The following is a 21,474-nucleotide window of genomic DNA, read 5'->3' on the forward strand; positions in this document are numbered from 1 at the left end:
AGAAAAGCGGAAGCGCCCGTTCAGCGAAGTTTACGAGTCGCTGGGCGCTGAGCTAGACAAGTAAAAGGAGCTGAATCTCAGCTCCTTTTATTATGATTTCTTTTTAATTTTGCCTGTCCAAGTTTTGAATCCACCTTTTAGGTGATTAATGTCTTTATATCCTAATTTCTTTAAAATTCCTGCAGCTTGTGCACTGCGCATTCCACTTTGGCAATATAAGTAAACAGGCATATCATGGCGTATTTCCCCTTTTCTCATCCGAAGTTGGCTTAGTGGAATATTTCGAGCGCCTAAAATATGACCATTTTGAAATTCATTCGGTTCACGTACATCGATGATCTGTGCTTTTCGATAACCAGCTATGAATTCTTCCTCTGTTAACGTTTTTAAGTAGCGTTTTTGGTAAAGCTTTGTACCAACAAAATAAACGATGATTGCCACGATCGTTATAATTAATAAAGTTAATGAATCCATTGCAAAAACTCCTCTCTCATTCTTCGCGAAAACGTCCACTTATAATTATATAAAGGTTTGTTTCAATAGGCAAAGAAAATAAGAAAATAATTGTACAGAAGATGAAGATAGGCATAAGTGTTTTGGAAATTAGCCACTATTTGGTAGACTAAATAATGGCTTCCTAATTAAATATAATCATCGTGCACTTGAGTAAAAGGAGTTAAAATTACCATGAAAAAAGAAGTGTGGAACTTTATAGATTCAGAGAACAGCTCTCCAAGCTTTAATATGGCTTGTGATGAAGCGCTATTAACTTGGCATAGTGAAGGGAAAATCGGACCAACTATTCGATTCTATGGCTGGAATCCCCCGACACTTTCTATCGGCTATTTTCAAACGGTAGAAAAAGAAATAAATATGGATGCGGTGAGAGAGCAGAAATTAGGATTTGTTCGACGACCTACAGGTGGTAGGGCGGTTTTGCATGATAAAGAATTAACATACAGTGTCATTGTTTCAGAGGAACATCCGAAAATGCCCCAAACCGTAACAGAAGCGTATCGGGTTATTTCAGAAGGGATTTTAGAAGGCTTTAAGGAGCTGGGGCTTGATGCTTATTTTGCCATACCATCAACATCTAGGGAACAGGAGGAATTGAAGAATCCTAGATCCTCTGTTTGTTTTGATGCACCATCATGGTATGAATTAGTTGTCGAAGGACGGAAAGTTGCTGGTAGTGCCCAAACAAGGCAAAAGGGTGTAATTTTACAGCATGGCTCGATATTACTAGATATAGATGAAGAGCAGCTTTTTAGTTTATTTAAATTTAATAATGAGCGGATCAGGGAGCGGATGAAATCTGCATTTAGCAAAAAGGCTGTTTCTATTAATAGTCTAGCTAAGAAATCAGTATCATTAGAACAAGCAAAACAGGCGTTCAAAAACGGTTTCGAAAAAGGTCTTGAAATTGATCTTGAACCATATATACTAAGTGAGGGAGAATTAAAAATTATAAAGAATATTGAAGTCGAAAAATATTTAAATGATGCTTGGAATTTTCGAAAATAGATAATGAAGTCGAAATTTCTATGAAAATGTGGTACAAAAGCCACATTTTTTTGTTTGTTTTTTCAAGAATGTTGATAAATCGTCGATTAAGTTTTGCAAACAAGAAATTTTTCCATATTTCGTTATTTTAATCGAAAATAGCAATGTAATCTTGATTTTTCTCTTATTTTTAATGAATTACTAGTTTGACAAAATACTGTTTTTTTATTTGATGGTACAACATGTAGTAGGTATTGAAATATCGTCGATACTATATATTGATTTCGAGAGGATGTTATGGTACGGTATGTATATTGAATTAAGCAACAAGAATACCTACTAGAATTTTAAACTAACTTAAACTTTATTAATAGTTTTAAGGGGAGATGAAGTAATGGTGACGGCTGCTGCCGAAAAAATGATGGTTGATGTTAAAAGATTAAATAAGGACATTGCCTTATTCCCACAGGTCCACGAAATTACAGAAGATATGAAGCTTACTCATAAAGGTGTATCACGTCTCGTAATGCTAGACCGATATGCGTTTAAGGATACTGAAAAGATCACGCTAACAACTGGGGATTTTGTTGTTCTCACTATTAAAGAGGACCCTAAGTTTCCTGCCCGTGGTACTGGTTTTATACAAGATATTGATTGGGAAAATAATAAAGCCGTTGTATTAGTCGAAGAAGAGTTTCGCGGAGCTCTTGAAACTGAAAAAGAAGTGAAGACAGGTCTTATTACTCGCTCAATTGATGTAATCGAAAAACCACTTGAGATTTACTATGAGCAAATTGCAAAGCGTGTTGCGACAGGTCTTGCCGAAGTAGAAGAAACAGAAGAAAAACGCCAAGAATGGTTCAAAAAGTTCTATGAAGAGCTTTCCGACTTGAACTTTATCCCAGCTGGTCGTGTACTATACGGTGCAGGCTCAGGCACAGCCGTGACCTTCTTCAATTGCTATGTAATGCCATTTGTCCAGGACTCAAGAGGTGGCATTTCTGAACACCGCACACAAGTAATGGAAATTATGAGCCGTGGCGGCGGTGTTGGTACGAACGGTTCAACATTGCGACCTCGTAATACATTAGCACGCGGTGTAAACGGAAAGTCTTCCGGTTCTGTTTCTTGGTTAGATGACATTGCGAAACTGACACATTTGGTTGAGCAGGGTGGGTCGCGCCGTGGAGCTCAGATGATAATGTTGGCGGATTGGCACCCAGACATCGTAGAATTCATTATTTCTAAAATGCAAAACCCAAGAATACTACGTTTCTTAATTGAAAATACAAAAGATGAGCATATCAAAAAGCTTGCAAAAGATAAGCTGAAATTCACACCGTTATCTGAAACAGAAAAAGCAATGTATCAAGGTATTGTAAATTACAAAACAATCCCTGGAACAGGCGGTTTCCCTGACAAAGTTATCCATGAAGCTGAGGATAAGCTTGAAACAGGCGGACATTATAGCGTTCATAATCCTGAGTTTCTAACTGGTGCTAATATCTCAGTTTGTTTAACAAAGGAATTCATGGATGCTGTTGAAAAAGATGAATATTACGAATTAAAGTTCCCGGACGTTGAAAATTACAACCAAGAGGAAATGAAATATTATAATGAAGAATGGCACAAAATAGGCGATGTCCGTGAATGGGCAAAACTTGGACACAGAGTGCGTGTTTACAGAAAAATCCGTGCGAAAGAGCTTTGGAATCTAATCAATATTTGTGCAACATACTCAGCAGAACCAGGCATTTTCTTCATCGATAATGCAAATGACATGACAAATGCACGTGCATATGGTCATCAAGTTGTTGCTACGAATCCGTGTGGTAGAGAGTAGTTTGCCTCACGTTAAAAATTGCGGAATTAAGCGGGAACCCTGAGATGGGAATCCGAACCGAAGGCTAAAGTTAAAACTATAGTCAGGGGCAACGCATAGATGGTGAACCTCTAATAGGAGAATATAATCCATCCACGAGGCCGCAACACTAATGTCTACATTATTAGTGAAAAGATATGCTGAACTTACACGAACAAAGAAGTGTAAGAATCAAGGAATAAAAAGTCCTTGAGATAACAACTGGAACAACCTCTCGCACCATACAGTGTATGTAACTTGGCTGCAGTTAACCTTGGTCAAATGGCAGACAAGAAAAATAAAGTCGTAGATTTTGACAAACTTAGAAAAACAGTCCGCACTGGTGTCAGAATGCAGGATAATGTTATTAACGCAACACCATATTTCCTAGAGCAAAACAAAAAACAAGCTTTGGGAGAACGCCGTGTTGGTCTAGGTGTTATGGGCTTGCATGACCTCTTAATTTATTGTGAAACAGAATATGGCTCTCCAGAAGGAAACGAGCTAGTTGACAAAATATTTGAGGCGATTGCAACCGAAGCTTATCAGGCATCAGTGGAACTAGCAAAAGAAAAAGGAAGCTTCCCATTCCTAGTTGGCGAAACTGAAGCAGATACAAATCGTCTAAGAAAAGCATTTACGGAAACAGGCTATATGCAGAAAATGCCTGAAGCAATCCGTCAACAAATCTTAGAATATGGTATTAGAAATTCTCATTTACTGACTGTTGCTCCTACAGGCAGCACTGGGACAATGGTTGGCGTTTCCACAGGACTTGAACCTTACTTCTCATTCTCATACTACCGAAGCGGTCGCTTAGGTAAGTTTATTGAAGTAAAGGCTGATATCCTTCAAGAATATTTAAATAATCACCCAGAAACAGATCCAGAGAACCTTCCGAAATGGTTTATTTCTGCAATGGATTTAAAAGCTGAAGCACATGCCGATGTACAATGTGTAATTCAGCGTTGGGTAGATAGTTCAATAAGTAAAACAGTGAATGCTCCTAAAGGCTATTCAGTTGAGCAAGTTGAAAAAGTATATGAAAGATTATACAAAGGCGGAGCTAAAGGCGGAACAGTGTATGTTGACGGCAGCCGCGACGCTCAAGTATTAACCCTTAAAGCTGAAGAAAACAGTTTGGATGATGTTGAATTCGATAAAGTACCACATGAGCAACCACGTGTCGTACTAGTTGATACAATCAGTGACCTTCGTTCCACAGACGTAACAATCGGAAATGAAGTAGGAAATACTTGTCCAGTTTGCCGTAAAGGTAAAGTAAAAGAAATCGGCGGATGTAACACATGTACAAACTGTGGCGCACAGCTTAAGTGTGGTTTATAAAAAACTCGAGAAATTTGATGTTGCTTTGAAATAAAGTCTGATAAAAAATAACCTCTTTGGTATTCTTTACTAAAGAGGTTATTTTTCGTCTTTTCAAAAAAAGGAGGGAGAAATGCTAAGAGGTACTTGGGTGAAAGATTTAGATTAGAATGAAAAAAATATTATAAAAATTGCTAAAGAAAAAATATTAAGAACTTCAGAGTGTCATTCTTATATAAATGCTATAAGAAATACCAATATGAAAAGGGAAAGGTGAGGAAATGAATGTCTAAGCGCAAATGGGATTTAAATTTGTACGCTGTATGACATCATTTATTCTCATAAGTTTATATTTTGCAACCTGTCTTTCTTCTGCAAAATCTATAAAACTTCGACAAGTGACAGGTACAAAAAAAACGATTGACATTAATCTCCAACTTTGATAACTTTAAATAAATAAAAATTAACTAAGTATATTAAATTATAAAAAATAAATATATTTCTATTTTCTTATCTAGAGAAGCGGAGGGACTGGCCCTATGAAGCTTCGGCAACAGACTTTTTTAAAAGTACTGTGCTAATTCCTGCAAGCATGTTTAATGCTTGGAAGATAAGAGGAGAATGGGACTATTGAGTTCTTAACCTCTTCTTATTTACAGGAAGAGGTTTTTTGATTTTTTATAATTAAATTTTGTTGCAAGCCGATTAGACATCTAAAGGCAGCTTTTCACCAGTATTGGGGAACGCTGTCTTTTTTTTTTGTAAAAGAGGAGGGGGAGAGGCAGACTTGAAAGCTTTTATAACCTAATAAAAATAGACAAAGGAGAATGAGAAAATGACTAAAAATGTTCACACGAAAGATTTTAGATTTAATACAGTGGCTCTTCATGGGGGACAAAAACCTGATCCGAATACACGATCAAGAGCAGTTCCGATCTTTCAAACTACATCATATGTGTTTGATGATACAGACCATGCAGCATCCCTTTTTAAGATGCAAGGGGAAGGGTACATCTATTCAAGAAATGCTAATCCAACAAACACCGTTCTTGAAGAAAGGTTAGCACAGCTTGAGGGGGGAGTAGGGGCTTTTGCCGTGGCATCAGGTCAGGCAGCAGTGACCATCGGTTTGCTTACGTTAGCTAAAGTAGGTGATGAAATTGTTGCGACAAGCGCTTTGTATGGAGGTACATATGCCCTATTCTCTGAAACATTTCGTAATTTTGGCGTTACGGTTCATTTTATTGATGGGAGAAATTTTAAGGAAATCGAACAAAGCATAAATGAAAAGACGAAAGCAATCTTTACTGAATCAATCGGCAATCCAAATTTAGAAATTGCCGATTTGGAGAAGTTGAGTGAAATTGCACATAGGCATGGTCTCCCGTTGGTAGTCGATAATACGTTTGCTACTCCAGTTCTATTAAGACCAATTGACTATGGAGCAGATATTGTTATTCATTCTACTACAAAGTTTATTGGCGGCCATGGAACTTCAATTGGTGGAGCTATTATAGATGCTGGAAAATTCTCATGGGACAATGATAGATTCCCAGACTTTACAAAATCAAAACCTACTTTAAATCATCGTTCTTTCGTTGAAGTGGCAAATGAAAAGGCCTTTATTGCAAAAGCTAGGTTTGAGCTTGGGCATGATTTGGGGGCGACTCTTTCACCTTTTAACAGCTGGCTGTTTATTCAAGGGCTGGAGTCATTGTCTGTACGAATGAATCAGCATGTTAAGAATGCCCAAGCAGTTGCCCAATATTTATCCAAACACGAGTTAGTGGAGTGGGTAAACTATCCAAATCTTTTAAACAATTCTCAATATGAGTTGGCAATGAAATATTTTCCAAATGGGGTTGGATCGATCTTTACTTTTGGCATAAAAGGTGGTTTGGAAGTGGCGAAAATCTTTATTAATTCTTTAAAGCTACTTTCCCATCTTGCAAATGTAGGGGATTCAAAAACGCTGATTATTCACCCTGCAAGTACTACGCATTCAAGATTATCCCCTGAGCAACTGTTACAAGCGGGAGTTACTCAAGAGCTGATTCGAATATCGATTGGATTAGAGGATGTAAGGGATATCCTTGCGGATATTGAACAAGCGTTGCAAATTAGTAGTCGAGTCACTGGCACCCACAAGTAAATAGGGGGTGTGAGAAATGGGCTTAAAAAGTATAAAGACATTTAAGACGATCATGAAGTATGGAAACTTTCAGCGTGCGGCGGAAGAACTCAATTATGCCCAATCTACCGTGACAACTCATATCAAAAATTTAGGTCCTATTTAGGTGTGACTCTAATTAAAAACCACTGAGTGAGGAGGATAAAAAATGGCAATACAAACAGTTTCGGGGAAATCAAGCAAAGAGATTGCGGAGAACCTTGCCATAATATTTTATGAAAATGCAGCTGATAGGGATTTAAAAGGTGGAAATCCGAAACTAGAGCGAGATTTGATTCGTGAAAGTGGGTTACTTAAAGTGCTTATTCCAAAACAATTTGGTGGATGGGGGGAGAGTTGGACGGACGTTGTGCAGATCGTTAGGTTATTTGCAAAGTATGATAGTTCATTAGCACATGTTTATGGTTATCATTTTGTGAACTTAATCACTGCACATCTATGGGGAAACAAGGAACAGCAAGAATTCTACTTTAGTGAAACAGCCGAGAAAAATTTGTTCTGGGGGAATGCTTTTAATCCTATTGATATGAAGCTCTATGCACGTAAGGAGAAAGGAAACTTTGTCTTGAACGGGGTGAAAACCTTTTGTACAGGAAGTGTCGATTCAGATTATTTAATCGTCTCAGCACTTTATGAAAATCAAGATCACCAACAGTTTATAGCGATTATTCCTACAAACCGTCAAGGAATCACTGTTAATGAAGATTGGGATAATTTTGGTCAAAGGCAAACTGACAGTGGAACGATTACATTTACAAATGTGATTGTTAAGAAAGAAGAAGTGCTTCAAAATGGATTGGATTCTAGTGAGTTTGCAAAATTGAGGCTTAATATCTCTCATTTTATCTTGAATCATGTTTTTCTTGGAATTATGGAAGGAGCCTTGGAAGCTGCGAAAAAGTACACAAAAACAAAAAAAAGAATACGTACTCCAAATAATGATTCGGTAACTGGTGATCCCATTATCCAAAGACATTATGGTGAATTCTATGTACAATTAGAGGCTTCCAAACTACTTGTTGAAAAGACAGATACTCTATTCGAGCGATTATGGAATAAGGGTGAAGCCATTACAGAAGAGGAAAGATTGGAATTAAATCAAGCGGTCTACACAGCGAAAGCTTTTACAACAAATGCAGGTCTGGAACTAACATCTCGTATGTTTGAAGTAATGGGGAGCCGTGCTACAGCCAATCAATATCGTTTTGATCGGTATTGGCGTAATATGCGAACGATGACGCTACATTATTCTATTGACAATGTTATTCAACAATTGGGAGAGTGGGTTTTGCACAAATAGAACAGAAGGAGGAAAATGAATGGCTCAGGCTATCGAGTTGCAAAAGCAAAGACTTCAATTTGAAATGGTAAAGAACAAAATTGAAGCGAAGTCAATCCATTTTAGTTATCAAGGTGTCGAAATTTTAAAAAATATTGAGCTTGATGTGAAAGAAGAGGAATTCTTAGTATTAATGGGTCCGAGTGGCTGTGGAAAAAGTACATTGTTAAGATTGATAGCTGGCCTAGAACAACCCCAAAAAGGCGATATCATCGTAAATGGTGTTTCGTCAACACAAAAGGCTCCTGATTGCGGGGTTGTTTTTCAAGATTACTCATTATTTCCTTGGTTATCGGCAAAGGAAAACATCGTTCTCGCACTAAAACAAAAATTTAAAGGAAAGAAAACGAAAAAAGAACTGCAGCATTTGGCCGGGGAGTACTTAGAACTTGTTCAATTAGGTCTTTCGATTAAGAAGTATCCTGGTCAAATGTCTGGAGGAATGAAACAAAGGGCGGCCATTGCTCGAGCATTAGCATTTGGTTCTGACTTAATGCTGATGGATGAACCTTTTGGAGCATTGGATCCACTTACTCGCATTTATTTACAAGATTTATTATTAGAGATTAACCGTGATCAAAAGAAAACGATTGTGTTTGTCACTCACGATGCAGATGAAGCCATTTATTTAGCAGATCGAATTGTAATGTTTTCAGTTGGCTCAGCTGGTACGTACACAACGAGTGTTGATGTTCCATTTAAGAAGCCAAGAAATCGAAAAAAAATGTTGGCAAGCAGAGAGTTTACTAGATTTCGAGAACATATTCTAAACATCATGAACCAAGGCTTAATTGATAACTTAGAAGAACAGCATGAGGTGGGACTAGATGGAGAAGGAATCTAAATAAATATCTTTTGGGAGGAAATGAAATTGAAAAATTTATTCAAGGTAAAAACTAAAAAGGCCCTGGCTGCTTTAACTGCCGCAGTGGTACTAGCAGGTTGTGGAGTAGGGAACAAGGCTGAAAAAGCTAGTTCCACAGAGGGAAATGAAGAGAAAACTTATGAATTAACAGTAGGATATGGACAGTCACAAGGTGCACCTTTATTCGATATTGCAAAACATGAAGGATTCTTTGAAGATGAAAATCTAAAGGTAGAAGGGGTTGGGTTTGCTTCATCAGCAGATGGATTAAATGGACTACAGGCAGGCAAAATTGATATCGGCTTAACATTTGGTACGGCAGCTCCGTTAACTTTTATTGCAAATGGATCAGACTTTTCCGTTATTGGAGGTCATTTAGAGGGTGGACATCCAATCTTAGTTCAGGAAAAAGATAAAAATAAATATAAAACGTTAGAAGATTACAAAGGAAAAAAAATAGGAACGATTCGCATGTTTACGTCTGATATTGTATTTCGTACAGCGCTAACAGATGCGGGAATTGATTGGGAGAAGGATGTTGATATTGTAGAGTTTAAAACAGGGGGGGATTTGCTTCAAGCCCTCACTAGCGGAAAAGTTGATGTGGCTGTATCAGCTGGTTCACAATATTTACAAGCACAAAAGGCAGGCTTAGCTGTAGTTGGTTGGAGTAATGATTTAAATCCAACGCATGTTTGCTGTCGAGTGGTAACACGTACCGATTTATTAACAGAAGATAAAGGCGAAGCATACAAACGTTTCTTAAAAGCACTAATCCGTGCAGAACAAGTTAAAAATGAAGATCCAAAAGTAGCCGTTGAGGCTGCAAAGACACATTTAAAATTGGATGATGAAACAGTAAATTCGATTGTAAATGAACCACATGCCCACTATTCATCTGATCCAAACAGCCACGAAGTAAAGAAAATGTGGGAGCAAATGAAATCAATTGGCTATATTGAAAATGCGGATGAAATTAATATTAACAAATATATAAATATCGACCTTTATGAACGGGCATTAAATGAATTGATTGAAGAGTATCCAGAAGATCAGTATTTTAAAGATCAATTAGATAAATTTAATAAGCAAAATGAAAACGAAGGTGCGTAAGTAGGATCTTTGTTTAAATTCTCGAACATGCTTATCTTTAACCAAAGGGGGGGGAATTTGTTTATGTTCAAATTTGCAAGGCAATATTGGATTACGATATTAATCGGAGCGGCTACTATCATTGGATGGCAGCTAATGACGACAAAAGCTAGTTTTTTGAATCCTGTGATATTCCCAGACTTTGGGGAGATTTTCGGAGTCTTTACGAGATCGGGAGAAGAATTATTGCAAGGATTTGTTAGTTCGATGAAGCTATTGGTTCCGGCTTACGTCGCATCCGTAGTTTTAGGAATAAGTGGGGGAATATTCTTTGGGTTAAATAATACGGTTCGCAAGATATTAATGCCTTATGTACACATGCTAAGTCCGCTACCACCAACATTATTTATTCCTTATGCGATTGCGTTATTGCCATCGTTTCAAAGTGCATCTATCTTTTTGATTTTTCTTGGCTCTTTTTGGCCCATCTTTTTAGGGGCAATTCAAGGAGTATTAATTATCGAAAAGCAGTACCTGGATAATGCTAAGACTTTAGGCCTTAAAGGATATGACTTTTTATTTAAAGTAATCGTCCCTGCAGCTTCACCTTATATTTTAAGTGGGGCAGGTACTTCATTGACCTTGTCTTTCTTCATTTTAACAATGGCTGAAATGTTTGGTGCTGAATCAGGAATGGGTTATTTCATTCAATATTATTCAGATTTTGCTCAATATGATTATGTGATTGCAGGAATGATTTATAATAGTGCGGTGATTTTGATTGCACTATTGTTATTCGAGCAATTGAAAAAACGGATTCTATTTTGGACAAATTTAAAGACCGATTCGGATTGAGGAATGGCGGAAGATACTAGGAGGAAAAGCATGTATATAGTAGAAATCGGTCATCTCTCACCCGATTTTACCTTGAGACAAAAGGAAGGCATCGAATTAATAAAACCATAAAAATATAAAGAAAAGAGGGAATTTAATATGATCATAGCTATTGTAATAGATAAGGACGAAAAAATCGTACCAATTGTAGAGGGAGAAAAAATTCGGATTTACGATACAGAAACAAATGAATATCAAGAATTCCCAAACCCTGCTCTTGCATTGGAAGAGGGGCGTAGGGGGTCTACTCTAAAATTTGTAGAACAAAAAGGTGCCACTGCGTTTGCAGCCCCACCCCAAACCTTTTGCGAATTGTCATATGAAAAGGCAATTGAAGATCAAATCAAGTTTTTTCATTTACCATTAGGTCTTTTTTTTAGTCAGTTTAAAGAACAAGTAGATCAAAAGAGGATAGATTCTAAAGGAGTACTTCCACGTAATGAGATTGCACCTAGTTTTATCCTATAAAAGAGGATTGATTTGGATATTTAGAAGGAGTGTAAACACATGGGTCAAGGAAAAATGAAATTAGGTCTCTTCTTAATGGGAACAGGTCATCATATCGCTTCATGGAGACATGCGAATATCCCAGCAAAATCTGCTGAAAGCTTTGCCTTTTTTCAAGAGATTGCTAGGATAGCTGAAAAGGGAAAGTTAGATATGCTTTTCTTAAGTGACGGATTATCTTTTGACAAACATTCGCATCCAGCAGAGCTTGTCAGATTTGAACCACTCACCTTATTAGGAGCTTTGTCAGTTGTAACCAGCCATATTGGTTTGGCTGCAACCGCGACCACAACTTATAATGAGCCATTTCACATTGCTAGAAAATTTTTATCGCTAGATCATTTAAGTGGAGGAAGATCAGCGTGGAATGTGGTTACGTCCTATTACCAAACGGAGGCAAGAAATTTTAATGCAAAACAGCATCTCGATCACAGTATCCGATACAAGAGGGCTGAGGAATTTGTAGAAGTGGTAAAAGGTTTGTGGGATAGCTGGGAAGAGGGGGCAGTCCTGTGTGATAAGGATTCAGGGCAATACTTTGATGAAAGCAAGCTGCACTCATTACATCATCAAGGTGAATTTTTCTCAGTGGAAGGTCCATTAAATTCATCCCGTTCACCACAAGGAAGACCTGTTATCGTTCAAGCTGGATCATCTGAAGAGGGAATAAGCTTAGCTGCAAAAACAGCAGATGTGATTTTTACAGCACAGCAAACGCTTGAAGGTGCACAGGCCTTTTACAAAAAGGTAAAGGAAAAAGCTAGTCAATTTGGCCGATCTCCAGAAGAAATAAAAATTATGCCAGGACTAGCGATTTACACAGGGCGAACAGAAGAAGAGGCTGAAAATAAATATAGTGATCTTCAAAAATTAATTACTCCGGAAGTGGGATTGCAAATACTTTCTGAGTACTTAGGGGACTTTGACTTATCACCTTATCCATTGGACGGTCCATTGCCATCAGATATTCCTGAGACAAACATGAATCAGAGTAGACGAAAGCTATTAATCGAGCTTGCTGATAGAGAAAATATGACGATTAGAGAATTATCAATACATGTAGCTGGATCTAGAGGACATCGAATTATTTTTGGAAATCCACAGCAAATCGCGGACCAATTAGAAGAATGGTTTGTAAATAAAGCTTGTGACGGATTCAACCTCATGCTTCCATACTTCCCTGATAGCCTTAGAGATTTTGTAGAATTAGTTGTTCCTGAGCTTCAGAAAAGAGGATTATTTAGAGAAGAATATGAAGGTGCCACTTTAAGGGAGAATCTCGGGTTGCGGGAGCCAGAATATCGATATGCTCGAAAAGGTGTAGAGGTTTAGGTTTATCTGAAATGCTAATAGTATGATCTTAATAACCAAGTATTCAAATGCGAATAATTAATTATTGTCGATTATGAAATAATTTAAAAAATTAAGGAGGAGTTAAAATGGCAAATGAAAGAAAACTAAAACTGGGAGCTTGGATACACGGTGTTGGAGGAGGCTGGGGAGACTGGAGGCATCCAGACTCCTTGCCAAATGCAAGTACCAATTTTGAATTCTATAGGAAGCAGGCTCAAAAAGCAGAAGAAGGAAAATTAGATTTTGTTTTTATTGCGGACAGTGTTTCAATCAATGAAAATTCTAGTCCACATTATTTGAATAGATTTGAACCGGTCACGATTTTGTCTGCTCTGGCTGCAGTAACTAACAATATAGGGTTAGTGGCAACCATTACCACAAGTTACAGTGAGCCTTACACTGTTGCTAGACAACTTGCCTCTCTTGACCATATTAGTCATGGCAGAGCCGGTTGGAATGTGGTAACATCATGGCTTTCGGGAACTTCTGACAATTACAATCAGAAACCTCACCCAACGCACAATGTACGTTATAAAATGGCACAGGAGTACTTGGAAGTAGCTAAAGGGCTATGGGATTCATGGGAAGATGATGCTTTTGTTTATGAAAAAGAGTCAGGGGTCTTTTTTGATAAAGGGAAGTTGCATACTTTAAACCATGAAGGTGAATTTTTCCATGTTAAAGGTCCATTAAATATTGCCCGTTCCAAACAAGGTCAACCTGTTATTTTTCAAGCAGGAAAATCAGAAGAAGGAAGAAATTTTTCTGCAAAAAATGCAGATGTGATTTTTGCGGGCGATGGAAATTTTGAAGATTTGAAAGAATACTTTGCTGATTTGAAAAGAAGAGCACGCGTGTTTGGAAGAAATCCTAACAATATTTCCCTATTGCCTGGAATTATTCCGATTATTGGCGATACGCAAGAAGAAGCTGACCGGAAGTATCAAGAAATTGCAAACCTTGTCACCATTGATAAAGCTCTACATGCATTAGGTAGACCATTTGATGATCATGATTTCACTCAATATCCACTGGATGAACCATTCCCAGATACAGGTGATTTAGGAAGCAATAGTCATCAAGGTATGTCAGACATCATTAAAAGAAAAGCTAAAGAACAAAATTTAACATTACGTCAAGTTGCTCTTGACTTTGCAACACCGAAAGGAGAATTTGTTGGTACTCCCGAAAAAGTAGCTGATCTCATCCAGAAATGGTTTGAAGAAGAGGCTACTGATGGATTTATCATTGGGGCTGCAACACCAAAGGGACTTCCTGAATTCGTAGACAGGGTGGTGCCAATTCTACAAGAACGTGGATTATATAGAACGGAGTATGAGCATGATACTTTAAGAGGAAACTTAGGTTTAGAAATTCCAGAAAATCGATATGCTAAAAAGCCAATTCAACAGCTGTGAAGGAAGTAAGAAAACAGTGTTTAACCTTTACAGAAAGCTAATACAAAGGTGAAAAGGCACTAAACTAGATATAAAATACATGGTGAAGATTTACAACTAATATTATAAATTATTCGATGTCGTGTCTACCTATATATTTTTTAAAATAAAAAAGCAGACGTTTAAACGTCTGCTAAACCTACTTTATTTTCTCATTTTCCTTTCATGAACAGAACTACAAAGCATCAGCCTATTTTTCTATTTTATTTTGCAAGTACTTATACCAAAAAGCGTATATAGTGGACAGAATTTAATAAATGCAGTTACTAGTGGAATGATGCCGATAAGTGCTAAGTATTTTAAATTGCCTTCTAAAAAGAAGAATAATGAAAATAACACAAGTGCTAAAATGATACGAATGATGCGGTCTGACTTGCCAACATTGATCTTCATAATACCCCATACCCCATTTCTTTTTTTATAGTATAGCTTATTTCATCTTAAGAAGAGCCTGGGAGATGTTACAGAATTTTGAAAATTTTTTCGTGGATTCTCTCCTCATTGATAATATTAGCTATTAGATAAAGCCATAATAAAAGGGATAAATGAATGATATAGAAGGTCAAACGGTTATTTTCTTTGTAACAATTAACTAACAGACATCTGAATATTTCGTTTTTCAACAAATGGGGCCTCTTCCTAATTTAATTATAGCATTTAAAAAATGGTCAAAATAGACTTTTTGTTCTCCTTTACTACTGCTAAAATCAATAGAACATGAATGGTTAGGAGAGATGTAGAATGAGTTCCTTGGTTCTCGGCTTTCAGGAAATAGAAAAAACTCAAGCTTGGCTCGTTGGTGGAAAAGGGTTAAACTTAGGAAAATTATCAAAAATTGAAGGAATACAAGTGCCAGAAGGATTTTGTATTACAATAACGGGATATCAAAAAGCGATCGAACAAAACGAAACGTATCATAACTTGTTGGATCGACTAACAATGCTAAAAGTAGAAGATCGAGATCAAATTGGTGAAATTTGCGGGAAGATTTGACGAGCCATTATGGAAGTAGAAATTCCTTCCGATGTTGTAACAGCAGTTACTCATTATCTCTCCCAGCTTGGTGATCAACATGCTTATGCAGTTCGTTCCAGTGCGACTGCTGAAGATTTACCACATGCTTCTTTTGCTGGTCAACAAGACAGCTATTTAAATATCATCGGTAAAGAAGCAATCTTGCAGCATATCAGCAAATGTTGGGCTTCCCTATTTACGGATCGCGCGGTAATTTACCGCATGCAAAATGGAGTTGATGAGACATTTTATATTGTCCAGAGTCGGCCAATTACGACCTTATATCCCATCCCTGAAGCTGAGACCCAAGAAAATCATGTTTACGTTTCTGTCGGCCACCAACAAATGATGACTGACCCCATGAAGCCGCTCGGATTGTCTTTTTTCCTGTTAATGACTTTTGCACCCATGCGCAAAGCTGGTGGAAGGTTGTTTGTTGATGTAACAAATCAATTGTCTACACTCGAAAATAGAGAAATTTTATTAAATACCCTGGGCGGGTCCGATCCACTCATAAAAGACGCACTTACGACCATAATAGAGCGGAGAGACCTTATAAAATCGTTACCGAATGATAAAAAAGAACTGAGTCCCAGTAACAATAAAGGTATGGCGTCCAATGAGTATAAACGAGAAAATCTCCCAGCTGAGGCTATTGTAGGTCTACCTGTTTCTTCTGGAGTTATAGAGGGAAGAGCACGTGTCATCTTAAACATGAAAGATGCTGATCTAAAAGATGGGCAACGAATTCGCGTGCATGGAACTGAAGGATATATCGAAATATTGTAATTGCTGAATACACTCAGAGTTAATAGTAGCACCGCTTCAGTGGTTACTAGAGCGGTGTATGTTTCTTAATGACTTACCATTTTACGGTAAATATTTAATTTTTTATCAAGTTCAGTGCTTATTTTTACAGTATCAGAATGAGCTAACCCTTTTTTAGTACCTATATCAATCATGGATTTTCTCAGTTCATCTATTTGTTTTTCCAACTCAGCTAAACTATTAATAGTATTCATAGTCTTTACTCCTTAATAGAAACTGTTAATAAAATACCATTTCTAGGATGTAAATGGAAGATGGTTTTTATGACCAATATGACCAAAACTAGTAAGGTATCAATATGATTGAAGGAAGTGTATTAGTATGGATTTCGAAACAGTGATGCAGGAGCTTGAAGCACTAGGTAAGGAACGAACTAAAAAAATATACATATCCAATGGTGCGCACGAGCCGCTTTTTGGCGTGGCAACAGGTGCTATGAAACCAATCGCAAAGAAAATAAAAATCAATCAAACTTTAGCTGAAGAGCTTTATGCCACAGGTAACTACGATGCAATGTATTTTGCAGGCATTATTGCAGACCCAAAAGTGATGACTGAATCAGATTTTGATCGTTGGATGGATGCAGCGTATTTTTATATGCTGTCCGATTATGTGGTGGCAGTAACTTTATCAGAGTCAGATATTGCACAAAACGTTGCTGATAAATGGATTGCAAGCGGTAATGAGCTGAGAATGTCAGCAGGATGGAGTTGCTATTGCTGGCTTTTAGGGAATCGAAAAGATCATGAATTTTCGGGGAGCAAGATTTCCGATATGCTTGATATTGTGAAAAATACGATTCATGAATCGCCAGAACGGACGAAATCCGCTATGAATAATTTTTTATACACCGTAGGGATATCATATTTGCCGCTACATGAAAAGGCAGTCGAGATCGCAATGGAAGTAGGTACAGTGGAAGTCAAACGGGACAAGAAAAAAAGCAGTTTTCTAAATGCTTCCGAAAGTATTCAAAAAGAAATGGATAGAGGGAAGCTTGGTTTCAAACGGAAATATGTAAGATGTTAAAATCAGTTTGAAGCATAATAAGAGTAAGGAAACATGGTATGAAGTTTACTATGGAGCCGACAGAAATGGGGGAAGTCACAATAGCTGTCTTCGACGATACATGTGGGAATCTTATTCAGATCGCCCAGAGGAACTAATTGACGAAATTTTGAGGTGATTTTATGTGGAATTTAACGAAAGAAGCACAAGAAAAATTTTAAAAAAGTAATTAGAGGGAGCTAAGGGTGAGAAAAGTATGGATGAACGTGATTGGCAAATATTAAAAGTTTTATATGAAAAAAAGAACATTACGAAAACAGCGCAAAGTTTATATATTTCTCAACCCTCGTTAACGAAGAGAATCCAACAGATAGAAAAGGAATACGATCAAGCCATTATTAGTAGAGGAGCCAAAGGAGTCCAATTTACACCACAGGGTGAATATTTGGTGAAGTGTGCAGATGAAATGCTTGGTCGTCTTCGTCAAATTAAAGAAACAGTCCAAAACATGGGTGATGAGATAAGCGGGACGTTAAGATTGGGAGTCTCTAATTACATTACGAGACATAAGTTGCCAGGTCTTTTAAAACTATTTCGTGAACAGTTTCCAAAAGTAAACTATAAAGTTACAACAGGATGGAGTTGTGAAGTTTTTGATCATGTTTATAATCGTGAAGTTCACATTGGAATTGTGAGAGGGGATTATCAATGGGGAGAGGCTAAGCATCTTCTTTTTGAAGAAAACATCTGTATCACTTCAAAAGAAAAAATCGAGCTTCAGGATTTACCGTCCATGCCTAGAATACAATATCATACCGATCCCACGTTAAAATCATTAATCGATAATTGGTGGACTAGAACATTTTCTGAACCTCCCTTGATTGGGATGGAAGTTGATAAAGCAGATACATGCAAAGAAATGGTAGTAAATGGTTTAGGGTATGGGATTCTTCCTAGCGTACTCATAGAGGATCATTCAAGTTTGTATCATATTAATTTACAAAATGAAAAAGGAAAACCACTTGTTAGGAAAACGTGGATGCTATATCATCAGGAATCACTTGAACTAAAAGTAGTTAAAGAGTTTGTAGAAGTTGTTAAAAAATTGGATTTTAAAAACGATATTTAGTCAAAGCATAGGCTCATTACCTGTGCTTTTTTTGTGTATTCATTTTTCGAATGACTCTCGATAGCTTATTTGTATTTTAATAAAGTTTCTAGGCTTCTTATAATTAAATTGCTGAGGGGGAGATAAAGTGGAGGAATTATCAAGAGTGCTGGAAATAATGATTAAGACGTATGAAGGAAAAAATTTTGATGTGACATTCACGATTAAATATAAGAATGACTATCAGGGCTTTATCCAGATACTAGATTTTTAAGGACTATAGTAAAATAAATATCTGGGAGGAATTCATGGAGATTTTATTTCTTATTTTAATTAAAGTTATTTTTCCTGTTTTTTTACTAATAGGGGTCGGTGCATTACTCCATCGAAAATACACGTTAGATATGGGAACGTTGTCTAAATTAAATAATTACTTACTAATGCCAGCAGTTTGTTTTACCAATATATATGAGAGTAAAATAGGTGGAAATACACTCTTGTATATTATTAGCTTTCTTGCTTTACAAACTCTGTTTTTGATTTGTGTAAGCGTAGGTATTTCTAAATTATATAAATTTGAGAACGGGTTATCTGCCACCTTTAAAAATAGTGTTGTATTAATAAACTCCGGAAATTTTGGACTACCTGTGAGCCAACTTGTTTTTCAGCACAATCCGTTAGGTTTATCTGTTCAAATTGTTGTAATGATTTTTCAAAACCTCCTCACCTATACTTACGGATTATTTAATACTGTATCTGTTGGTAGAAAAGGATCCCAAGCGATAAAGATATTCCTAAAGAATCCTGTGTTTTACGCCTTTTTGTTAGGAATTTTTCTTCAAGCGACATCAATAAAAATTCCAGAATTTATTTGGACACCAATAGAAAATACATCAAATGGTTTTTTAGTAATTGCTCTCATTACTCTTGGAGCACAGAGTGCATTTATAAAACTCCATAGGTTATCCGCTCCATTAGTATTAAGTCTTCTTGGCAGGTTAGTATTAGCGCCTTGTATTGCGTTTGTTACAATTTTAATATTAGGTTTAGAAGGTACAATTGCACAGGCGTTGTTTATTGCAAGTTCATTTCCTACATCAAGGAATAGCTCCCTTTTTGCCTTAGAATATGGAAATCATCCTGAATATGCTGCACAAGCTGTTTTGTTAACAACTTTATGTAGCATGATCACAGTTACTACTGTTGTATATTTATCAAAAATAATATTTTTTTACTGATAGGGAATTTTATTCTTAGAGGAATAAATTCAAAGGCTTTCGTTAAAGGGTGATTTAGTGGTTCAATTCATAATGTTTTCAGTCATCGTGGCAGTCGTTTCAGCGCTCATTATCATGCCTTATGTGAACAAGAGCAGGAAAGACTTGAATTTTAGTAGATCAATGATATTTCTTGCTGCATTTGCAATACTTTTACCTTGTGTTTTCCTGTTTTATTATGTCACTTTACATGATCGTAATTTTTCTTCGTTATGGCCATTATTCATTATGGTTACATTCATTAGTGCGTACATAGTAAGTGGAGCAGAAAGCATGCTAAAATCCGGTTTGTTTGCTGTAAGTGTAATAATAGGAGTGTTCGTTTTGGCAGCTCCTTTTTTCAATGCAGAAGAAAAATATGAACAAGCCAACATGGATGTGGAAACAGAAATTAGTGCTTTTGATGAAACGAAAACACCTGCAAGTGTGCCACCGCAATATGCACGAAATAAAATGCAAAAGTCGTTTGGTCAAGTTCCTAATACGAGTTATTACCAATTGGGAGATCTTCAAATTCAAAAGGTGAATGGTGATTATGTATACATTGCACCTGTTGAATTTTCGGGCTTGTTTAAATGGATAAAGGGGAAAGAAACACCTGGGTACTTTAGATTAAGTGCAACAGACTCTGCTGCCAATCCGGTCTTCATCGAAAGTCCAATGACGTATACCCCATCGTCTTTTTATAATAAAGATGTCCACCGCCATATATGGTTGAAATATCCGCGGCATATTTTCTATGGTCAAGCACAACTTGAGGTGGATGAAGACGGAAAGCCGTTCTACATCCAGACGTATGGGGATTTTATATCAGTGAGAAACGGTTTTTCGCCAATGGGGATTATTATGGTTGACCCAACAAATGGCGAGACAAAGGAAGTTCCTTTACCTGAGGTTCCGGATTTCATTGATGGGGCGGTATCACCGGAAAGTGTAAGTTTGCGAAATAGCTATTACGGTAAATATGTTCACGGATTTTGGAATAGTATGTTTGGAAAGCAGGATGTGAAGTTTCCATCTAATGAAGGGACAGAGGATGAGGTAAGTCCAGTGTTTGATGAAAATGGAGTTATGTATTATTTCACAGATTTTACAAGCCCTAAAGAGGACGTGGATTCTATGCTCGGGTATTCGCTAACGAATGCTCGAACAGGGAAAGCTACTTTTTATACAGGTAGTCAAAAAAATTCCTATATGGATTCCTTGGGAGCCCTACAGATTATTGAAAAGAAATTTATTGAAAAAGAATGGATGGGCGAAATGCCTATTTTATATAATTTTTATGGTGAAGCCAGCTGGTTAACACCTGTACTGGATACGAATGGTTTTCTGCAAAATTATTTCATTGTTTCTGCGGCAAATCCGGAAATATCGGCCTATGCTGGTACCCCGAATGCTGCTTTAAAGCAATATAAAATCGCCTTGCAGCGCGGTGGCAGTAGTGTTAATGGAAGTTCCAAGGCAAACCAACTACAAACGGCGGGATCGGTTATTAGAGTATATAAAGAACGGACCGAATCTTTAACCGTCGTATCATTTTTACTAAATGGTGGTAAAAATTTTATTGTCACATCGGAGACAAGTCCTTTATCTATTTATTTAAAAGAAGGCGATTCGGTGATTGTCAACTATTTGGAAACAGGGGAGATCTTCTTACCAGTAACCAGTTTGGAAATCCAAGGTTTATAGCTAACTTAAGAAAGCCTCTAGGAAGACAAAAGAACTTCTTAGAGGCTGATCTATAATATCCAAAACGTTCCAAAATTTGACACAATTACCCTGATTAAACAGGTGAGGAACATGGTATATTATAGATGTAAGGAAGAAACAAACAAAAACAAACTATTAACC

Annotated in this window: 17 protein-coding genes, 5 pseudogenes and 1 riboswitch; of the genes and pseudogenes, 19 read left to right on the plus strand and 3 right to left on the minus strand. The window is 37.0% G+C overall.

Going from position 1 to position 21,474, the window contains the following annotated elements; translation table 11 throughout:
* Positions 1 to 90: 90 nt before the first annotated feature.
* The gene (locus P9E47_RS03725; RefSeq protein WP_003332444.1) at positions 91 to 474 is read right to left on the minus strand and encodes a rhodanese-like domain-containing protein; all 384 of its coding nucleotides are present in this window, start codon (positions 472 to 474) and stop codon (positions 91 to 93) included.
* 213 nt (positions 475 to 687) lie between these two features.
* Here P9E47_RS03725 and P9E47_RS03730 point away from each other — a divergent pair, with 213 nt between their 5' ends.
* From P9E47_RS03730 to P9E47_RS03785, 12 genes and pseudogenes are all read left to right on the plus strand, one after another.
* Positions 688 to 1,524: a lipoate--protein ligase family protein gene (locus P9E47_RS03730; RefSeq protein WP_003332445.1), complete on the plus strand. Its 837-nt coding sequence runs from the start codon at positions 688 to 690 to the stop codon at positions 1,522 to 1,524.
* A 373-nt stretch (positions 1,525 to 1,897) separates the two neighbouring features.
* Positions 1,898 to 3,343 (plus strand): annotated as a pseudogene (locus tag P9E47_RS03735) (vitamin B12-dependent ribonucleotide reductase); the annotation flags it as partial.
* Positions 3,344 to 3,589: 246 nt separating this feature from the next.
* Positions 3,590 to 4,711 (plus strand): annotated as a pseudogene (locus tag P9E47_RS03740) (vitamin B12-dependent ribonucleotide reductase); the annotation flags it as partial.
* A gap of 486 nt (positions 4,712 to 5,197) precedes the next feature.
* Positions 5,198 to 5,307, plus strand: a riboswitch (SAM riboswitch).
* Between the two features lie 218 nt (positions 5,308 to 5,525).
* Positions 5,526 to 6,842 carry an O-acetylhomoserine aminocarboxypropyltransferase/cysteine synthase family protein gene (locus P9E47_RS03745; protein ID WP_326162619.1) on the plus strand — a complete coding sequence of 439 codons (1,317 nt, stop codon included), beginning with the start codon at positions 5,526 to 5,528 and terminating at the stop codon, positions 6,840 to 6,842.
* Positions 6,843 to 6,858: 16 nt separating this feature from the next.
* Positions 6,859 to 7,004 (plus strand): annotated as a pseudogene (locus tag P9E47_RS03750) (helix-turn-helix domain-containing protein); the annotation flags it as partial.
* A 25-nt stretch (positions 7,005 to 7,029) separates the two neighbouring features.
* On the plus strand, positions 7,030 to 8,181 hold the full coding sequence (locus tag P9E47_RS03755; RefSeq protein WP_326162620.1) for an acyl-CoA dehydrogenase family protein: 1,152 nt from the start codon (positions 7,030 to 7,032) through the stop codon (positions 8,179 to 8,181).
* Between the two features lie 19 nt (positions 8,182 to 8,200).
* On the plus strand, positions 8,201 to 9,064 hold the full coding sequence (locus P9E47_RS03760; protein ID WP_003332449.1) for an ABC transporter ATP-binding protein: 864 nt from the start codon (positions 8,201 to 8,203) through the stop codon (positions 9,062 to 9,064).
* Positions 9,065 to 9,085: 21 nt separating this feature from the next.
* The gene (locus tag P9E47_RS03765; protein ID WP_326162621.1) at positions 9,086 to 10,198 is read left to right on the plus strand and encodes an ABC transporter substrate-binding protein; all 1,113 of its coding nucleotides are present in this window, start codon (positions 9,086 to 9,088) and stop codon (positions 10,196 to 10,198) included.
* Positions 10,199 to 10,261: 63 nt separating this feature from the next.
* Positions 10,262 to 11,032 carry an ABC transporter permease gene (locus tag P9E47_RS03770; RefSeq protein ID WP_326162622.1) on the plus strand — a complete coding sequence of 257 codons (771 nt, stop codon included), beginning with the start codon at positions 10,262 to 10,264 and terminating at the stop codon, positions 11,030 to 11,032.
* A 138-nt stretch (positions 11,033 to 11,170) separates the two neighbouring features.
* Positions 11,171 to 11,539, plus strand: coding sequence for a hypothetical protein (locus P9E47_RS03775; RefSeq protein ID WP_003332453.1), 369 nt, complete (start codon positions 11,171 to 11,173; stop codon positions 11,537 to 11,539).
* A 39-nt stretch (positions 11,540 to 11,578) separates the two neighbouring features.
* Positions 11,579 to 12,910, plus strand: coding sequence for an LLM class flavin-dependent oxidoreductase (locus tag P9E47_RS03780; RefSeq protein WP_003332454.1), 1,332 nt, complete (start codon positions 11,579 to 11,581; stop codon positions 12,908 to 12,910).
* Between the two features lie 107 nt (positions 12,911 to 13,017).
* Positions 13,018 to 14,349, plus strand: coding sequence for an LLM class flavin-dependent oxidoreductase (locus tag P9E47_RS03785; protein WP_003332455.1), 1,332 nt, complete (start codon positions 13,018 to 13,020; stop codon positions 14,347 to 14,349).
* 237 nt (positions 14,350 to 14,586) lie between these two features.
* Here P9E47_RS03785 and P9E47_RS03790 read toward each other — a convergent pair whose 3' ends face one another.
* The gene (locus tag P9E47_RS03790; protein ID WP_003332456.1) at positions 14,587 to 14,781 is read right to left on the minus strand and encodes a YgaP family membrane protein; all 195 of its coding nucleotides are present in this window, start codon (positions 14,779 to 14,781) and stop codon (positions 14,587 to 14,589) included.
* Positions 14,782 to 15,129: 348 nt separating this feature from the next.
* Between P9E47_RS03790 and P9E47_RS03795 the strand changes: the two are divergent.
* Positions 15,130 to 16,038, plus strand: a pseudogene (locus P9E47_RS03795) (PEP/pyruvate-binding domain-containing protein); the annotation flags it as partial.
* A 218-nt stretch (positions 16,039 to 16,256) separates the two neighbouring features.
* Here P9E47_RS03795 and P9E47_RS03800 read toward each other — a convergent pair.
* On the minus strand, positions 16,257 to 16,424 hold the full coding sequence (locus P9E47_RS03800) for an aspartyl-phosphate phosphatase Spo0E family protein (RefSeq protein WP_003332459.1): 168 nt from the start codon (positions 16,422 to 16,424) through the stop codon (positions 16,257 to 16,259).
* 127 nt (positions 16,425 to 16,551) lie between these two features.
* Here P9E47_RS03800 and P9E47_RS03805 point away from each other — a divergent pair, with 127 nt between their 5' ends.
* The 6 genes and pseudogenes from P9E47_RS03805 to P9E47_RS03830 all read left to right on the plus strand — a co-directional run bounded on the left by P9E47_RS03805 (position 16,552) and on the right by P9E47_RS03830 (position 21,312).
* Positions 16,552 to 17,259, plus strand: a complete 708-nt coding sequence (locus P9E47_RS03805) for a DNA alkylation repair protein (RefSeq protein ID WP_326162623.1) — start codon at positions 16,552 to 16,554, stop codon at positions 17,257 to 17,259.
* 20 nt (positions 17,260 to 17,279) lie between these two features.
* A pseudogene (locus tag P9E47_RS03810) lies at positions 17,280 to 17,396 on the plus strand (VOC family protein); the annotation flags it as partial.
* A 98-nt stretch (positions 17,397 to 17,494) separates the two neighbouring features.
* Positions 17,495 to 18,367, plus strand: a complete 873-nt coding sequence (locus P9E47_RS03815; RefSeq protein WP_003332461.1) for a LysR family transcriptional regulator — start codon at positions 17,495 to 17,497, stop codon at positions 18,365 to 18,367.
* A 127-nt stretch (positions 18,368 to 18,494) separates the two neighbouring features.
* Positions 18,495 to 18,620: a hypothetical protein gene (locus tag P9E47_RS03820; RefSeq protein ID WP_268869826.1), complete on the plus strand. Its 126-nt coding sequence runs from the start codon at positions 18,495 to 18,497 to the stop codon at positions 18,618 to 18,620.
* 34 nt (positions 18,621 to 18,654) lie between these two features.
* Positions 18,655 to 19,584, plus strand: coding sequence for an AEC family transporter (locus tag P9E47_RS03825; protein ID WP_003332462.1), 930 nt, complete (start codon positions 18,655 to 18,657; stop codon positions 19,582 to 19,584).
* 57 nt (positions 19,585 to 19,641) lie between these two features.
* Positions 19,642 to 21,312: a hypothetical protein gene (locus P9E47_RS03830; RefSeq protein ID WP_326162625.1), complete on the plus strand. Its 1,671-nt coding sequence runs from the start codon at positions 19,642 to 19,644 to the stop codon at positions 21,310 to 21,312.
* The last annotated feature ends 162 nt before the right edge of the window (positions 21,313 to 21,474 follow it).

The sequence above is a fragment of the Schinkia azotoformans genome (assembly GCF_035811335.1).
Lineage (GTDB): Bacteria > Bacillota > Bacilli > Bacillales > Bacillaceae_J > Schinkia > Schinkia azotoformans.

Bases quoted from the DNA above. Each gene is read 5' to 3' on its own strand.
- P9E47_RS03725 (WP_003332444.1), bottom strand. From the start codon at position 474: ATGGATTCATTAACTTTATTAATTATAACGATCGTGGCAATCATCGTT.
- P9E47_RS03825 (WP_003332462.1), top strand. From the start codon at position 18,655: ATGGAGATTTTATTTCTTATTTTAATTAAAGTTATTTTTCCTGTTTTT.
- P9E47_RS03775 (WP_003332453.1), top strand. From the start codon at position 11,171: ATGATCATAGCTATTGTAATAGATAAGGACGAAAAAATCGTACCAATT.
- P9E47_RS03765 (WP_326162621.1), top strand. From the start codon at position 9,086: ATGAAATTGAAAAATTTATTCAAGGTAAAAACTAAAAAGGCCCTGGCT.
- P9E47_RS03755 (WP_326162620.1), top strand. From the start codon at position 7,030: ATGGCAATACAAACAGTTTCGGGGAAATCAAGCAAAGAGATTGCGGAG.
- P9E47_RS03785 (WP_003332455.1), top strand. From the start codon at position 13,018: ATGGCAAATGAAAGAAAACTAAAACTGGGAGCTTGGATACACGGTGTT.
- P9E47_RS03780 (WP_003332454.1), top strand. From the start codon at position 11,579: ATGGGTCAAGGAAAAATGAAATTAGGTCTCTTCTTAATGGGAACAGGT.
- P9E47_RS03790 (WP_003332456.1), bottom strand. From the start codon at position 14,781: ATGAAGATCAATGTTGGCAAGTCAGACCGCATCATTCGTATCATTTTA.
- P9E47_RS03745 (WP_326162619.1), top strand. From the start codon at position 5,526: ATGACTAAAAATGTTCACACGAAAGATTTTAGATTTAATACAGTGGCT.
- P9E47_RS03805 (WP_326162623.1), top strand. From the start codon at position 16,552: ATGGATTTCGAAACAGTGATGCAGGAGCTTGAAGCACTAGGTAAGGAA.
- P9E47_RS03800 (WP_003332459.1), bottom strand. From the start codon at position 16,424: ATGAATACTATTAATAGTTTAGCTGAGTTGGAAAAACAAATAGATGAA.
- P9E47_RS03730 (WP_003332445.1), top strand. From the start codon at position 688: ATGAAAAAAGAAGTGTGGAACTTTATAGATTCAGAGAACAGCTCTCCA.
- P9E47_RS03770 (WP_326162622.1), top strand. From the start codon at position 10,262: ATGTTCAAATTTGCAAGGCAATATTGGATTACGATATTAATCGGAGCG.
- P9E47_RS03815 (WP_003332461.1), top strand. From the start codon at position 17,495: ATGGATGAACGTGATTGGCAAATATTAAAAGTTTTATATGAAAAAAAG.
- P9E47_RS03760 (WP_003332449.1), top strand. From the start codon at position 8,201: ATGGCTCAGGCTATCGAGTTGCAAAAGCAAAGACTTCAATTTGAAATG.